Source organism: Paenibacillus sambharensis, from assembly GCF_003233845.1.
In the GTDB taxonomy this organism is placed as follows: domain Bacteria; phylum Bacillota; class Bacilli; order Paenibacillales; family Paenibacillaceae; genus Paenibacillus_I; species Paenibacillus_I sambharensis.
This window is the reverse complement of the sequence record NZ_QKRB01000057.1, coordinates 1-14924: the sequence shown is the minus strand read 5'-3', so window position 1 is coordinate 14924 and position 14924 is coordinate 1. Positions and strand designations below refer to the sequence as shown.

The following is a 14924-nucleotide window of genomic DNA, read 5'->3' as shown; positions in this document are numbered from 1 at the left end:
TTAATACCTCCGCTTCTTTTCCTTCAGTTCAGCCAGAAACTGCAAGTAATTGTCATACCGGCTTGCAGCAACCCGCCCTGCCTCCAGCGCCTCCCTTACGGCGCATTCCGGTTCATGCACATGGGTGCATCCGCGGAACTTGCAGTCCGACGAGAGCTCCCGGAATTCGCGGAAGCAGGAGCCGAGCTCCTCGATTCCAAGCTCCTGGAAGTCCAGCTGGCTGAAACCCGGCGTATCGGCTATAAATGTGTTCTCTTCAACCCGGATGAGCTCCACATGACGGGTTGTATGCTTACCCCTGCCAAGCTTCGCAGAGATCGCATTCGTCTCCAGCTCTAGGCCCGGCACGAGCGCATTCAGCAAGGATGACTTGCCGACACCGGATTGACCGCAGAACACGGCAACACGGCCGCGCATCCGTTCCCTAAGCGCTTCGGTTCCGTCTCCGCTGCGCGAGCTCGTCACCAGGATATCATAGCCGATCGGAGGATAAATCCGCTGCACGGCTTCCATTGCCTCCAATGCTTCCTTCGCTTCCTTGGTATCCGAGTTATCCGCTAAATCACGCTTGCTCAGGCATAATACCGCTTCAATGCCCGCATGCTCGATATGGGCCAGGAACTTGTCCAGCAGCTGCAGGTTAAGCGACGGCTCAGTAAGAGCAAATACAAGTACGGCCAGCTCTACATTAGCTACAGGAGGACGGATCAGCTCGGACTGGCGGGGCAGCAGCTCAGACACCGTGCCCTCGCCATTATCCGTCATCACATAGACAACCCTGTCTCCGACAAGCGGATTCAGGCCCTTCTTCTTGAATACGCCGCGGGCGCGGCATTGAATCATACTGTCCTCTACATCCCTCTGGCCGTCAGGAACCACGTAATAGTAACCGCTCAGCGCTTTAACAATCGTTCCGGTCAGGCTGCTATTCGGGCTGCTGCTCATCGCTTTCGCCACCATCCTCTTCAGACTGCGTTTCGGTTTGGGCAGGCTTATCGGCAGGCGGTTCCTCGCCAGTCTGTTCTTCGGCAGGCGGCTCGCTTGTAACAGGAGGCTCGACCTGCTGGCCCGGTACAGACTGCGGCTTGGAGCTGCCGCCGCTCTTGGCCTCATCATAGGTGACCGTAAAGGAATCTGCGAACTGTCCGTCACGGTATACCCTGACCACCGCTTCCCCGTTAGGCGCCAGAACGACATCAACCGGGAAAGTCTGCGTATCTTCTATTGTACGCTGAATGGACTCCACATTATCACCGCGTGCGTCGGAGTAGACGATACGAACCTTGCTCGGTTCACCGGCAATGGCAGGCGAAATCGCAATATTGAAGGTATATTTGACCGCATCGCTTGGCAGGCCGGAGCTGATCGTCAGCGTGACTTCGCTGCCCTTCGCTACGTCGTCGCCAGGCTTGTAGGGGAACTGATCGATAACCTTGCCGTCCCCCTTATAGCTGCCTTCCGTGACGATGCCGGAGTCCGGACCCAGCTTCAGGCCGTGTTTTTGCAGCTCATTGCGGGCCTTCTGTTCATCCATTCCTAAAAGGCTCGGCATCTTGAACGTTTCTTCACCTTTACTTACCGTGAAGGTTATACTGCTTTCAAGCGGGTTGAATTCCTGGCCAGCCGGAATGGATTGTCCAATAATCGTCCCCGGATCGCTTTCGTTGAATACTTCATTGGTCTTGATCTGCTCGCGTGTCATGTTTAAATCCATTAGAGCCTGAACGGCTTCGTCCACCTTCCGGCTGCTGAAATCCTCCATAACCTCCATGTCGGGACCGGTACTGACGAAGAGCTTGATATAAGAGCCCTGCTTCACCTTCATATTGGACTTGTTCTGATCAAATACCGTATGAGGTTCAATGTCAGGCCTTGATTCATAGACAATCGGCTCTTCAATCTTAAGCCCCGCTTCCGTCAATACCCGTACTGCTTCTTCCTCCTGCATGCCAACTACATAAGGTACATCAACCTCGCCCGGATCAAGAATGCCGAGCACAGTACGCACTCCGAAGAATACGGCCGCCAGCACCAGGAGAGTGACCGCCACGGTTACCGTAGGTTTGACCCACTTCTTGCCCTGCTTCGTATTCGGACCCGTCACACTGTCTGCCTTGCCGCTCGGCGTTCCCTTGGACGGTGAGCCGGACGCGGATGCTGTGCTGCCTGACGCTGCACTCGCACGAATCGCTGGCATGACACGTGTTTCATCCATGTCAAAATCGAAGGTGATCTTCGGCTCATGCAGCCGTTCGGGCAGCAGACAGGTCTCCAGGTCATTCAGCATTTCACGGGCTGACGAGTATCTCTCGCCCGGATTCTTCCGCATGGAGCGGACCACAATATTCTCTACACTCTGCGGGATATGAGGATTGACAGCGCGCGGCTCCTCAAAATCCTCCTGCAGATGCTTAAGCGCCACGCTGATCGGGCTCTCGCCCAGGAAGGGCAACCGCCCAGTTAACATCTGGTATAAGACGATACCAAGTGAATATAAGTCCGACTTTTCCCCTGTACTGACTCCCTTGGCATGTTCCGGTGAGAAATAGTGAACCGATCCGACAACCGAGCCTGTCTGGGTAATCGTCGAAGAAGTGACCGCTCTGGCGATCCCAAAATCCGTCACCTTCACGCGCCCATTCTTGCCGATCAGGATATTATGAGGTTTGATGTCCCGGTGGATAATCTGGTTCTGATGCGCATGCTCAAGCGCATCACAGATTTGAAGGGCAATACGAACCGCTTCCTCCGCCTGCAAAGGAGCGCGTTCCTGAATGACCTCATTCAGATTGCTCCCCTCTACATACTCCATGACGATATAATGTGTCTCATCCTCCTGGCCGACATCATAGACACTGACGACATTCGGATGCGATAAGGAAGCGGCCGATTGAGCCTCCCGCCGGAAGCGGCGGACAAATTCCTCATCATGAACGAACTGCTGTCTTAATATTTTGACGGCGACATTACGGCTCAGAAGCACATCATGCGCCTTATATACCAGCGCCATGCCTCCGCCGCCAATTCGCTCAAGGATCTCATACCGTCCGCCCAAGTCATGTCCGATCATTGGTCACTCACCCCTCTTGCCCTTCACCGGAATCGCTATGTACCAGCAGAACGGTTACATTGTCCTCGCCGCCGGCATGCAGCGCCTGCTCGATCAGCCGTTCAGCCCTGCCATCAAGGTCGAGCTCGCTTTCAAGCAGCGTCAGCCGCATCTCTTCATCGCTCACCATAGAATACAAACCATCACTGCACAGAAGCAGAAGATCGTCTTCTTTCCAGGAGAAGCCTTTAATATCCACTTCTACTTCCCGATCGGTGCCAAGCGCTCTTGTCAGCACATTACGACGCGGATGGCTGGCCGCTTCCTCGGCGCTGATCTGCCCCGATTTGGCAAGCTCATTGACCAGCGTATGGTCCTCCGTCAGCTGGCAAAGCTCCCCTTGGCGCAGCTTGTAAGCCCGGCTGTCACCGATATGGCCTACCACGCCGCTGTCCTGCAGCAGCATGGCAGCCACTACTGTGGTACCCATATTGTGATAGTGGTCATTCTGCGAAGCCAGCTCGTAAACAACCTCATTGGCCTGCAGGATCGCCTGCCTGAGCAGCGTCTTGGCAGCCTCAAGCGTAAGCTCGCCGCTGACGCTGCTCATGACCTCGCGAAACGTGTCCACCGCCAGCTGACTCGCCACATCGCCGGCCTGATGGCCGCCCATGCCGTCTGCCACAATGGCCACTCCAATGCCGCCGGCAGTCAACTCCGCCCAGGCACGGTCTTCATTTACAAGCCGAATTCGTCCAATATCACTGCGATTTGCGGTTTTCAATCCTTATTCACCTCGTGGACTCCATATGCTTCGCACGCAGCTGCCCGCAGGCGGCGGCAATGTCATGCCCCTGTTCCCGGCGGATCGTTGCGTTGATTTTCTTCCGTTCCAATATGCGCTGGAATTCGAAAATATCCTCCCGCGGTGTACGTACATAGTTGCGTTCAGGCACATAGTTAACCGGGATCAGATTCACATGGCACAGCATGCCCTGCAGGACATCAGCCAGCTCCTCGGCATGCTCGGGACGGTCATTCACTCCGCCGATCAAAGCATACTCGAATGTCACCCGGCGGCCGGTCTTGGCAATGTAGTAGCGGAGAGCTTCCATTACTTCCTCGAACGGAAAGCGCCGGTTGACCGGCATAAGCTTCGACCGCAGCGCATCGTTAGGCGCATGAATCGAGATCGCCAGATTGATCTGCGTGTTCTCATCGGCAAATTTGTACATGCTTGGCACGATTCCGCTGGTCGATACGGTAATATGCCGCTGGCCAATGTTAAGGCCCTTCTCATGGATCATAATCCGGAGGAAATTCATCGTCTCGTCATAGTTCTCGAACGGTTCGCCTGTGCCCATGATGACGATGCTCGAGATGCGCTCTTCCGTCTCGTCCATCATCCGCTGGGCCGTTACGACCTGCGCCACAATCTCACCGGCCGTCAGATTGCGCTTCAGCCCGCCAAGCGTGGAAGCGCAGAAGGTGCAGCCGACCCGGCAGCCCACCTGCGTCGTCACACAGATGCTGTTGCCGTAGTTGTGCCGCATGACAACTGTCTCAATTGCGTGGTTGTCGTGAAGCCCGAACAGATATTTCACTGTGCCGTCCTTGGACTCCATTCTTGTGATCTCGTTCAATGTAACGAAGCGGAAGCTGTCCTCCAGCTTCTCCCGGAGCTGTTTGGGAAGATTGGACATCTCCTCGAAGGAGCGCACCCGCTTCACGTACAGCCAGTCAAACAGCTGGCCTCCGCGGAACGCAGGCTCGCCGTTTTCCTTCATCCAGTCCTGCAGCTGCTCCAATGTAAAATCATATATAAACGGCTTCATTCTGTTCACCCGTTCTGTTGTGGTATTTGTTGGTGCTTCTTTTGCCTTGGCCATCGTCCTATTTTACCACAATTGGGCGGGACGGACTACAAAGTGGAAATTAGCCGCGTCTTCGCAATCTGGCAATGAAAAAGCCGTCGCTGCCAAAGTGCTGGGGCAGCAGCTGAACCATGCCGGCAGGCTGTCCTTCCAGCGCACCAGCCGTCTGCAGCACATCCAGAATTTTCTCCGGCCATTCAGGGTCAAGCTCAAATGCTTCGTTGCGGCTTAGAAACCGCTCAACCTGCTGTTCATTCTCTTCCCGTTCCATAGTACAGGTACTATAAACGAGCACCCCGCCCGGACGGACGAGCACGGAAGCAGCATCCAGCAGCCGGTTTTGGATAGCGGCAATGGCTGCCACATCACTGGGCTCTTTCGTCCACTTGATTTCCGGCTTCCGCCTGATAACCCCCAGCCCGCTGCAGGGCGCGTCCAGCAGGACGACATCCATTGAGCCGGCAGCGTGCCGCTGCGGCAAATCCTCTGCGTCCATCACCGTAGTCCGTACCGCCCGCAGGCCCAGACGGTCAACCTGGTCCTTGATCAGTTCTTCCTTGTGGGGATGAATATCATTGGACCATACGGTCCCCTCGTCTTCCATTATCTCGGCCAGGTGCGTAGTCTTCCCCCCGGGAGCCGCACAGCAGTCCAAAACCTGCATCCCCGGCTTGGGTGCAGCTACCTCGGCCACCAGCATCGAGCTTTCATCCTGGACAGTCCAGTCACCTGCGCGGAACGCCTCATGGTCCGCCAGATTGCCTCCGCCTTGCACGACAATACCCGAGGCCGACAGCGGAGAGGGCATTGCGGCATAACCCGCGTGCCGCAAACGGTCGACAACCGCATCACGGCCGCTGCGCATCCGGTTGACCCGAATGCTCGGACGCGGCGGTTCGTTGCCTGCCGCACAGATCGCTTCGGTTTTCTCTGCCCCGTAGATCTCAAGCCAGCGGCTTACCATCCATTCCGGATACGAATGCTTAAGGGCAATACGCTTCACATCATCCTTCTCCTCAGGAAGCGACAGACGGTCCCGGCTGCGGTCGATGTTGCGCAATACGCCGTTAACCATCCCGGATATGCCTTGGTGGCCGCGCTTCTTGGCAATCTGAACCGCTTCATGGACAGCCGCATGGGCAGGAACACGGTCAAGGTATACCATCTGGTACAAGCTCATCCGCAGCAGCAGCAGCACCCAGGTTTGAAGCTTGGCCGTGCCCTTGGCGACAAAGCCGTTCAGCCAGTAATCCAGTGTGGCCTTCCGTTGAATCGTTCCGTAGACAAGCTCGGTCACAAGCCCGGCATCCGCCCGGGACAAGCCGGATTCCTTGAGCGCACGGTTAAGCTCAAGATTACTGTAGGCGCCTTCCCGCTCGATGCGAATCAGCACATTCAGTGCCACTTCACGCGCTGTATTCCCTTTGCGGCCGCTCATTGCTCTCCTCCGCCCAGCACAGCGCCGGGCTCAGGCCGGGTGCCCTTCAGCCACTCGGATGCGGGCATCGCCTTCTTGCCTGCAGGCTGAACCTGAAGGAGCTCCAGCATGCCTTCGCCGGTCTGCACGATGAGTGAAGAAGCCGACACTTCCGCTATCGTGCCTGGCGCCAGGGCTGCCTGCTTGTCCAGCGCCCGGCTTTCCCACACCTTCAAGACATCGCCGTTATAATAGGTAAAAGCCCCGGCCATCGGGACAAGTCCCCGTACCTGGTTGAATATTTCTCTGGCACTGCGTGTCCAGTCGATCCGTTCATCCTCGCGGGTCAGGTTCGGCGCATAGGTTGCCTCCGCGTCATCCTGCGGCACAGCCTTCGCAGTCCCGTCAACTATCGAGGGCAGTGTTTCAAGCAGCAGTGCTGCACCAGCCCTACTTAGCTTCTCGAACATTGTGCCCGAGGTGTCCTCGTCGCGGATCGGAACCTCTACACGGCTGATCATGTCACCGGTGTCGAGGCCTTCCGCCATATACATAATGGTTACACCCGTGACGGCCTCGCCATTGATAATAGACCGCTGAATCGGCGCACCACCGCGGTATTTGGGCAGCAGCGAACCATGCACGTTAATACAACCGAGGCGCGGCAGATCCAGTACGGCTCTGGGCAGGATTTGCCCGTAAGCCGCTGTCACAATCAAATCCGGCTCGAACTCGGCAAGCTCAGCTACCGCTTCGGGGCTGCGCATCCGCTGCGGCTGCAGAACGGGAATGCCGCGTGCTTGCGCCGCTTCCTTCACTGGAGTAGGGGCAAGCACCTTCTTGCGGCCCTTGGGACGGTCAGGCTGCGATACAGCTGCCACCACCTCGTAGCCGTTATCCACCAGACTATGTAAAGAAGGGACGGCGAATTCCGGCGTCCCCATGAATATAATCCTCAATTGACTCACTCTCCGTCTCTTCTGGACTTCGCCGAGGTTTCATAGAGCTCCTCCGCAAGATCCGTGAACAGCACGCCGTTGAGATGATCGATCTCATGCTGGAACGCGCGCGCGAGGAAATCCTCCGCTTCTATTGTGAACGGTTCTCCATTGCGGTCCAGCCCCTTGACCTTGATCCGCTGTGCCCGGCGCACATCCCCGCTGAGACCCGGGATGCTCAGACATCCCTCAGGGCCTAGCTGCTCGCCGTCCTTCTCCACGAGCTCAGGATTCACCATTTCGATCAGCCCCGGCTCTTCCCCCGTATCCACTACAATAACACGCTTTAGTATACCTACCTGCGGCGCTGCAAGACCAACGCCTTCCGCATCATACATGGTCTGCGCCATATCATCGAGCAGCTTATGCAGATTGCGGTTGAATTTCGTTACTTCGATAGCCCGCTCCCGCAGTACGGGATCCGGGTCCTTCACTATAAGTCGGATGGCCATTGCCTTCCCTTCCTTTATCGTAAGTTGTATGAGCCGTACGGAGCAGCCCGCTCCATGCCGGAACCTTATAAAATAACCTGCGGATCAACATCAATGCCGATCAGCACCTTCCCGGCCGCCGAGCCTTCCATATGCGGGCGGGCCGCTTGCTTAACAAGGGCTGCCGCATCAACGGCTCCCCGATATTTTATCATACATTGGAAACGGTAGCGATCCTTGAGCCGCGGGATGGGCGAAGCAACCGGTCCCAGCACCTCCATGGCGTCTGCCTCGCGGGAGTCCAAAGACACCAGCACTCCCGCTTCTGCCGCGAGCACTCGAAGCTCCTCCGCGAATTTCTCAGAGACCGACACCAGCTGCGGCAGCTGCTCATGCGACAAGGTAACGAGAATCAGCCTGCAGTAGGGCGGATAGGACAGAATGCGCCGCTGCTTCAGCTCCTCACGGACAAACGATTCATAATCATGCCGCTGTGAGGTAAGGACCGAATAATGCTCCGGTGTATAGGTCTGTATAATAACCTCACCAGGCAGCTCATGTCTGCCCGCGCGGCCTGCCACCTGCGTAAGCAGCTGAAAGGTCTTCTCCGCCGCGCGGAAGTCAGGCAGATGCAGCGACGTATCCGCCGCTATGACCCCAACTAGCGTTACGTACGGAAAATCAAGCCCCTTAGCCACCATCTGCGTGCCCAGCAGCACATCCGCCTGACGCTTGCCGAAGCGGGAAAGCAGCTTCTCATGCGAGCCCTTCTCCGTCGTTGTATCCACATCCATCCGGATGACCCGAATGCCCGGAAACAGCTTGGCTAGCTCTTCTTCCACCCGCTGGGTACCTGTGCCAAAAAACCGGATATGCTCACTCCCGCAGGAAGGGCAGGTTTCCGGCGAGCGCTCGGTGTGCCCGCAGTAATGGCAGCGCAGTGCACGGCTCTTCTGATGAAAGGTCAGTGAAATTTCACAGTGCGGACAGCCTGCCGTGTAGCCGCAGGAGCGGCACATTACGAAGGTGCTGTAGCCCCGGCGGTTCAGCAGCAGCACGGACTGCTCGCCGCGTTCAAGGCGGTCAGCCAGCCCTTGGTGCAGCTTCCTGCTAAACATCGAGCGGTTGCCTCCCTGCAGCTCGGCCCGCATATCAACAATCTCCACGCCGGGCATCGGCCTGCCGCCAACCCGCTCGGGCAGCGGCAGCAGAACAGCCCGCTGCAGCATCCCCGTTTCCACGGCCTGAGTAGAATAATCCGGCCGCTGACCTCCATAAGCGGCATGCACTCCTTCGCCGCCGGATGAATGCCGGGAGCCGGGAGCCAATACGGCCGCGGCATAGCTTTCGAGAGACGGCGTGGCTGATCCGAGTACAACGACAGCACCATGCTGCTCGGCACGCCGGACAGCCACATCCCGGGCATGATATTTCGGACTTTCCTCCTGCTTATACGAGGTTTCGTGCTCCTCATCAATGATAATAAGCCCGATTCGCTCGAATGGCGCAAAGATCGCCGATCTCGCCCCAATCGCGACCTTGACGCGTTTTTCCCTGATTTTGCGCCATTCATCATAACGTTCACCGGTCGACAGCCTGCTGTGCAGCACAGCAACCAGATCACCGAAGCGGCCTTTAAACCGCTCAACCATCTGGGGGGTCAGCGCAATTTCGGGAACCAGCACAATCGCCTGCCTGCCCTGCATGATGCACTGTTCAATGGCCTGAAGGTAGACCTCCGTCTTGCCGCTTCCCGTTACACCCTGCAGCAGCATGGTCCCCTGCTGCTCCGACCGGACGGCCGCTGCTATCTGCCCGAAAGCGGCAGACTGCAGCTCGGTTAGCGGAAGCGGCTCTGTCCGGACAAACGCCCGGCCAGCGTAAGGGTCGCGATCCTGCTGGGTTTCCTCGATCCGCAGCAGTCCCTTGTCAGCGAGCGCCCTTACACTGCTCGCCGATAAACCGGCTCCCGCAAGAAGCTGCTGAAGGGGGACAGGCTCCTCCTGCTCCAGCATATAGGCAAGCGCTTCGCGCTGCTTGGCTGCCCTTGCGGGCATGTCCGCCACCGCTGCCTCTGCCGCTTCCCGGTCATCCGGGGGAAACACGGTCAGCACCTTCTTGACCGCTACCCGGTTGCGTACCGATACCGTCTCGGTCAGCAATCCTTCCCGCAGAGCCGACTTAAGAAGACCGCTCCACTGCGGATAGCGCTCCTGCAGCAGCGACAGTTTGACCGGTTCCTGCTGCCGGATGAACTGCTCCAGCTCTATCGGCAGTGACAATGCACCCAGGCTGAGCTGTCCCTGCCCGGATCCTCGTTCATAACCATCCTGATCTGCGGTCCTGCTATCAGCATATTCGCCCCGGTCTTCCGTTATGTAAACATAACGTTCAGCCTTTCCTTTCAGGGCTGCCGGGATCATGGCCTGCAGAGCGGTTGTCCATGTACAGACATAAGTAATGCTCATCCAGCGGGCCAGTTCAATAAGGTCAGGGAGAAGCGGGGGCATCGGGTCAAGCAGCTCGGCCACCGCCTTCAGACGCCCTTTTTCCACCTCGGCCTCTTCAGCAAAGCCGACTACAAAGCCCTGAAGCGTCCGCCCGCCGAACGGCACCGCGACACGGCTCCCCACTTCGATCCAGCCGGCCATGTCACTGTCTACCCTGTAGTCGAATGGCCGGTCGGTCTGACGGCTGGGCACATCGACAATGACTCTGGCGATCATCGTTCTTCCTCCACGCTCGGCCGCTGCTGAAGCCGCTCCGCAAGCAATGCCATCAGCCGGTCTGCCGCCTCTCGTTTCGAGAGCAGCGGCCATTCGGCCACCCTGCCGCTGCGGTCGAACAGATGGAGAATATTCGTATCCCCATTAAAACCCGCGCCTTCTGCTGACACATCGTTAGCTGCTATCAAGTCACAGTTCTTCCGGTGCAGCTTGTCCATTGCATATTGTTCCAGGTTACCCGTCTCCGCCGCAAATCCGACCAGCAGCTGATGCTGCTTGCGGCGCCCCGCTTCTTCCAATATATCCGTTGTTTTCTCCAGCTCCAGCGTGAGCGTGCTGTCCTTCTTCTTCAACTTGGCGTCATGCCGGACCGCCGGACGATAATCCGCCACAGCTGCTGCCTTGATGATAATGTCACTGCTGTTCATTTCAGCCATAACTGCCTGGAACATATCTTCCGCTGATTCGACACGAATAATCCGAATGTCATCCGGCAGAACAGCAGATACCCTCCCAGCTACAAGCGTCACGTCCGCGCCAAAATCCCGAGCGGCTTCCGCGATGGCGATACCCATTTTTCCCGAAGAGTCATTCGTAATATAACGGACAGGATCAATACGTTCGATGGTCCCGCCGGCGGTTATAAGCACTTTCCGTCCCTTAAGCGTTAGCATCTGCGGCTGCATCTGCGGCTGCATCTGCGGCTGCTCATGTTCAGCAAACCAGTGGTCAGCGGCCTGAACTATGTCCTCCGGCTCAGCTAATCGCCCCTTGCCTACATAACCGCATGCCAGCTGACCAGTTCCGGGCTCAACGAAACGCACTCCCCGCTGGCTTAGCAAGGACATATTGTGCTGCACGGCCGGATGAGCATACATGTGAACATTCATGGCAGGAGCAATCAGAAGCTGCGCTCTTGTTGCCAGAAGCGTTGTGCTGAGCATGTCGTCCGCCATCCCCCACGCCAGCTTGGCCAGAATGTTGGCAGTCGCGGGCGCTATAATCACCAGATCCGCCCGGTCAGCCAAGTCGATATGGGAGACAACGGCTGGGTCACGCTCATCAAATGTGTCCGTATGAACCGGGTTGCGCGACAGCGTCTGCAGCGTAAGCGGTGTAATAAACTTGGCTGCCGACTCGGTCATGACTACATGCACGGCTGCTCCGCCCTGCACCAGCTTGCTGCACAGCGCCGCCGCCTTATAGGCGGCTATGCCGCCCGTAATCCCAAGCAGAATCGTCTTCCCCTTCAAATTGTCTGTTAGCATCAGAATCCCCCCTCGCATCCAAGCCGCAGCACAGCAGCCCGTTTCCCCTCAAAAAAAGAACAACCCGTCAGTTGAGGGTTGTCACGGTTGAACCTTATGATTTGCCGTCCTTCGCGTCTACGCCAGCTTCGACCTTCAGCAGATCGTGATGGATCTCTTCCAGAGCCACGCCGACAAACTTATGCGACTTCGGTGTCTTCATGTCTGTCTTCACACCGTCTCTAAGCATTCTTGCACGCCGCGACGCCGCCACAACAAGCGAATATTTGCTGTCGACCTTCTTCATCATTTCATCAATAGATGGGTATAACATTCCCGTTCACCTCGCTTACGCTTTCTCGATAACAGCCTGCAGTTCCGCATAATCAGCCAGGAACCGTTCTCTCCGGCAGTGTTCTGCCGTGACAATGCTTTGGATCCGGTGGCAGGCGGCATCAATCTCGTCATTAATAACCGCGTAGTCATAATAACGCAGCAAGCTCATCTCTTCACGCGCCACTGTCAGACGATGGTCGATAACAGCCTGGGTTTCCGTTCCTCTCCCCGTAATACGCTGTTTCAGCTCATCCAGTGAAGGAGGCAGCAAGAAGATAAACACGCCTTCCGGGAACTTCTCTTTCACCTTAAGCGCGCCCTGCACTTCAATCTCCAGTATGATATCCTTGCCCTCGGAAATCGTCTTCTCTACGAAGTCGCGAGGCGTGCCATAATAATTGTCCACATACTGCGCGTATTCGAGCAGCGCGTCGCGGGCAATCATGTCCTGGAATTGATCCTTGCTCTTGAAAAAGTAGTTCAACCCTTCGGTTTCGCCTTGACGGGGACTCCGCGTGGTCGCCGATACCGAATAAACGAGCTCAGGCATCTTCTGCCTCAGCACCGAGCATACGGTGCCTTTCCCAACGCCGGATGGTCCCGACAAAACGATTAGCAATCCTTTTCTCATGTTACGCTCCATCAATTATTCGTCGTTGTCGTCATCTTTCGTGGACAGCCGGTGTGCCACAGTTTCCGGTTGAACCGCAGACAGTATGACATGGTCGCTGTCCGTAATAATGACAGCTCGCGTGCGCCTGCCATACGTCGCGTCGATCAGCATGTGCCGGTCCCGCGCTTCCTGGATGATCCGTTTGATCGGTGCGGATTCCGGACTGACGATCGAAATGATCCGGTTAGCCGACACAATATTGCCGAAACCGATATTAATAAGTTTGATAGCCATGACTGGTTCCCCTCCGGTCTTCCTCGCGCATCACAAATAGTATGATTCCAAGTATCATTCTGCCGTTCTGCATGCTGCCGGATTCTTCTAGTTTAGACCAAAATATCCCGGAGCATACGTTCGTGCGTCTGATGGTTACGGGAAACCGCCGTATTCGGAACCGCCTGTCCCGGGCCAAAAGACCTCAACGATGGCAAGTGCATCCATTACCCCATATTCTAATTCATTTCAGGCGTGGGAACAAGAGAAAAAGCGAAATTGCAAGTAAACGGCGGATTCGCAGGGGTTTTCTGCCAATTGCCGTTTGCGTAGAGAGCCGAAGCTTCCGGTATTTATGTCCGGATGTTCGGCGCCAAGTAAACGGCGGATTCGCGGGGGTTTTCTGCCAACCGCCGTTTGCGTAAAGAGCCGAAATCCCCAGATGCTTATGCAGGTCTTGGCCGTGAAAACTTTTTTAGCCGTTTGTAAACAGAACAGCAAGCCCCTAGCGCCAAAAGGAGCCGCGTAGGAACTATTTAATAACAAAAACTGCAAAAACTCCTAGGCCCCCTAATTAAACTGGAGTCCTCCCATCCAATAATTTAAACTTAGGATAAGGGAGTGATCCGGTATGGGGAAAAGGCTGAGCAAAGACACGCAACTTAAAATAGTTAAAGAAGCACTGGCTGGGATAAAGGTGGGGGCTCTTGCCCGCATGTATGACATACACCCTGAAACCATTCGTACGTGGATAAGAGATTACCGTGACACGATTCCAGCAGAAGAGATTCCGCTTACTGACGAACATGTGCAGGAAATGCAGCGGCTGCAGGAGGTTGAGCAGCGGTATGAAAAAGCCGTTAAAGTACTCGGTGAGAAGGAACTCGAAATTGAGATTCTCAGAGAGTTGCTAAAAAAGAAAGACCCCGCTTATCTGAAAAACTTGAAGTAGCAGAACCATTTATTAAGCGGGGAGTGCCAGCAGCATTGGTTCTGCGCATTCTAGGTATCGCTGAATCCACCTATTATGATCGAAAGAAAAGAGAGATGTCTTGCCCGCCTGAGCGCCCTGCAGAAAACCGGCGTGGTCGCCCTGTGCCTGGATACTCTCATACGTTTGATGGCGAACGCGTAGTGGACAGCCAGATCAATGACTGGTTGCTTGAGCTCATCGAAGGCGAAGAGCATGTTTACGGGTATAAACTCCTTGCGCAATGCATACGTGACAAGTACAACGTGAGGCTAGACAAAAAGAAAGCATACCGGTTATGTAACGAGTTGGGCATTCTTCAAAAACCACGTCAGCGAGTTCAGGCGCATCCGCGCAGGCTGCCGAAAAACCGTGTCGTTACAGGCTCCAACCAGTTGTGGCAAATGGATATTAAGTATGGCTACGTCCGTGGGCTCGAGCGATTCTTCTATGTGCTCAGCATCATTGATGTGTTTGACCGCGTCGTTGTTCAGCAGTACAGGGGAACATCTTGTGAGGCTAAGCATGCCGTTCAGACACTTTGTTATGCGCTACAAAGCCGTCTACGCCCTGGTGATGAGATGCCTACTATTCGTACCGATAACGGCCCTCAATTCGTGAGCAAGCTGTTTGGAGATATGTGTGAGAGTCTCGGCGTGATCCACGAGCGTATACCTCCAAGAACACCTAATATGAATGCCTATATCGAATCCTTTCATAGCCTGTTGGAACGCGATCTATTCAGCAAGAGAGACTTCAGAACCTTTAAAGATGCATATGAAGAGCTAGACGGATACATGGACTTCTACAATAACCGTAGAATGCATGGCAGCTTAAAACGAAAACCTCCTGCCGTGTTTTCAGCTTGGGTTCAGACACTGGAGGATTCTTCAGCTTTTCATAAAGCGATGTAATCCCCCGAAAAAACGAGTAATTCTATGCCTGCATTATTTTTGGTGGGCAGGACTCCGGTTTTAGGGGGCCTAGCCG

The 14924-nt window shown here is 55.7% G+C and carries 14 protein-coding genes; 2 read left to right on the top strand and 12 right to left on the bottom strand.

Annotated elements, in window-relative coordinates; translation table 11 throughout:
- The 12 genes from rsgA to remA all read right to left on the bottom strand — a co-directional run bounded on the left by rsgA (position 1) and on the right by remA (position 12985).
- On the bottom strand, positions 1-945 hold the full coding sequence (rsgA, locus tag DNH61_RS21640) for a ribosome small subunit-dependent GTPase A (protein WP_111148923.1): 945 nt from the start codon (positions 943-945) through the stop codon (positions 1-3).
- Complete coding sequence (pknB, locus tag DNH61_RS21635) at positions 926-3070, bottom strand: Stk1 family PASTA domain-containing Ser/Thr kinase (RefSeq protein WP_111148922.1); 2145 nt, start codon at positions 3068-3070, stop codon at positions 926-928. Before pknB ends, rsgA begins: the two co-directional genes overlap by 20 nt.
- A gap of 7 nt (positions 3071-3077) precedes the next feature.
- Complete coding sequence (locus DNH61_RS21630; RefSeq protein WP_111148921.1) at positions 3078-3833, bottom strand: Stp1/IreP family PP2C-type Ser/Thr phosphatase; 756 nt, start codon at positions 3831-3833, stop codon at positions 3078-3080.
- A gap of 7 nt (positions 3834-3840) precedes the next feature.
- Positions 3841-4884 (bottom strand): dual-specificity RNA methyltransferase RlmN, encoded by a 1044-nt coding sequence (gene rlmN / locus DNH61_RS21625; protein ID WP_111148920.1) that lies wholly within the window; start codon positions 4882-4884, stop codon positions 3841-3843.
- 100 nt (positions 4885-4984) lie between these two features.
- Positions 4985-6361: a 16S rRNA (cytosine(967)-C(5))-methyltransferase RsmB gene (rsmB, locus tag DNH61_RS21620; RefSeq protein ID WP_111148919.1), complete on the bottom strand. Its 1377-nt coding sequence runs from the start codon at positions 6359-6361 to the stop codon at positions 4985-4987.
- Entirely contained in the window at positions 6358-7299 is a 942-nt protein-coding gene (gene fmt, locus DNH61_RS21615; protein ID WP_111148918.1) for a methionyl-tRNA formyltransferase, read from the bottom strand. The genes rsmB and fmt overlap by 4 nt, the downstream gene beginning before the upstream one ends.
- Before the next feature lie 5 nt (positions 7300-7304).
- The gene (gene def / locus DNH61_RS21610; RefSeq protein WP_111148917.1) at positions 7305-7790 is read right to left on the bottom strand and encodes a peptide deformylase; all 486 of its coding nucleotides are present in this window, start codon (positions 7788-7790) and stop codon (positions 7305-7307) included.
- 65 nt (positions 7791-7855) lie between these two features.
- Complete coding sequence (gene priA, locus DNH61_RS21605) at positions 7856-10495, bottom strand: primosomal protein N' (RefSeq protein WP_111148916.1); 2640 nt, start codon at positions 10493-10495, stop codon at positions 7856-7858.
- Positions 10492-11763 carry a bifunctional phosphopantothenoylcysteine decarboxylase/phosphopantothenate--cysteine ligase CoaBC gene (coaBC, locus tag DNH61_RS21600; protein WP_111148915.1) on the bottom strand — a complete coding sequence of 424 codons (1272 nt, stop codon included), beginning with the start codon at positions 11761-11763 and terminating at the stop codon, positions 10492-10494. The genes priA and coaBC overlap by 4 nt, the downstream gene beginning before the upstream one ends.
- Positions 11764-11857: 94 nt before the next feature.
- Complete coding sequence (gene rpoZ, locus DNH61_RS21595; protein WP_111148914.1) at positions 11858-12076, bottom strand: DNA-directed RNA polymerase subunit omega; 219 nt, start codon at positions 12074-12076, stop codon at positions 11858-11860.
- Positions 12077-12091: 15 nt separating this feature from the next.
- Positions 12092-12709, bottom strand: coding sequence for a guanylate kinase (gene gmk, locus DNH61_RS21590; RefSeq protein ID WP_111148913.1), 618 nt, complete (start codon positions 12707-12709; stop codon positions 12092-12094).
- Between the two features lie 15 nt (positions 12710-12724).
- A complete protein-coding gene (remA, locus tag DNH61_RS21585; protein WP_005548256.1) occupies positions 12725-12985 on the bottom strand; it encodes an extracellular matrix/biofilm regulator RemA in 261 nt (86 codons plus the stop codon).
- Between the two features lie 610 nt (positions 12986-13595).
- On the opposite strand from remA, the gene DNH61_RS21580 reads away from it, so the two are divergent.
- Together DNH61_RS21580 and DNH61_RS21575 are read left to right on the top strand one after the other, a co-directional pair.
- Positions 13596-13916: a transposase gene (locus DNH61_RS21580; protein ID WP_111147616.1), complete on the top strand. Its 321-nt coding sequence runs from the start codon at positions 13596-13598 to the stop codon at positions 13914-13916.
- Between the two features lie 23 nt (positions 13917-13939).
- Positions 13940-14848 (top strand): IS3 family transposase, encoded by a 909-nt coding sequence (locus DNH61_RS21575; RefSeq protein ID WP_281272414.1) that lies wholly within the window; start codon positions 13940-13942, stop codon positions 14846-14848.
- Positions 14849-14924 lie beyond the last annotated feature (76 nt).

What these genes read in the sequence shown, in the direction of transcription:
- rsmB (WP_111148919.1), bottom strand. Translation starts at nt 6,361, where the DNA reads ATGAGCGGCCGCAAAGGGAATACAGCGCGTGAAGTGGCACTGAATGTG.
- rsgA (WP_111148923.1), bottom strand. Translation starts at nt 945, where the DNA reads ATGAGCAGCAGCCCGAATAGCAGCCTGACCGGAACGATTGTTAAAGCG.
- rlmN (WP_111148920.1), bottom strand. Translation starts at nt 4,884, where the DNA reads ATGAAGCCGTTTATATATGATTTTACATTGGAGCAGCTGCAGGACTGG.
- rpoZ (WP_111148914.1), bottom strand. Translation starts at nt 12,076, where the DNA reads ATGTTATACCCATCTATTGATGAAATGATGAAGAAGGTCGACAGCAAA.
- gmk (WP_111148913.1), bottom strand. Translation starts at nt 12,709, where the DNA reads ATGAGAAAAGGATTGCTAATCGTTTTGTCGGGACCATCCGGCGTTGGG.
- def (WP_111148917.1), bottom strand. Translation starts at nt 7,790, where the DNA reads ATGGCCATCCGACTTATAGTGAAGGACCCGGATCCCGTACTGCGGGAG.
- remA (WP_005548256.1), bottom strand. Translation starts at nt 12,985, where the DNA reads ATGGCTATCAAACTTATTAATATCGGTTTCGGCAATATTGTGTCGGCT.
- DNH61_RS21580 (WP_111147616.1), top strand. Translation starts at nt 13,596, where the DNA reads ATGGGGAAAAGGCTGAGCAAAGACACGCAACTTAAAATAGTTAAAGAA.
- pknB (WP_111148922.1), bottom strand. Translation starts at nt 3,070, where the DNA reads ATGATCGGACATGACTTGGGCGGACGGTATGAGATCCTTGAGCGAATT.
- coaBC (WP_111148915.1), bottom strand. Translation starts at nt 11,763, where the DNA reads ATGCTAACAGACAATTTGAAGGGGAAGACGATTCTGCTTGGGATTACG.
- priA (WP_111148916.1), bottom strand. Translation starts at nt 10,495, where the DNA reads ATGATCGCCAGAGTCATTGTCGATGTGCCCAGCCGTCAGACCGACCGG.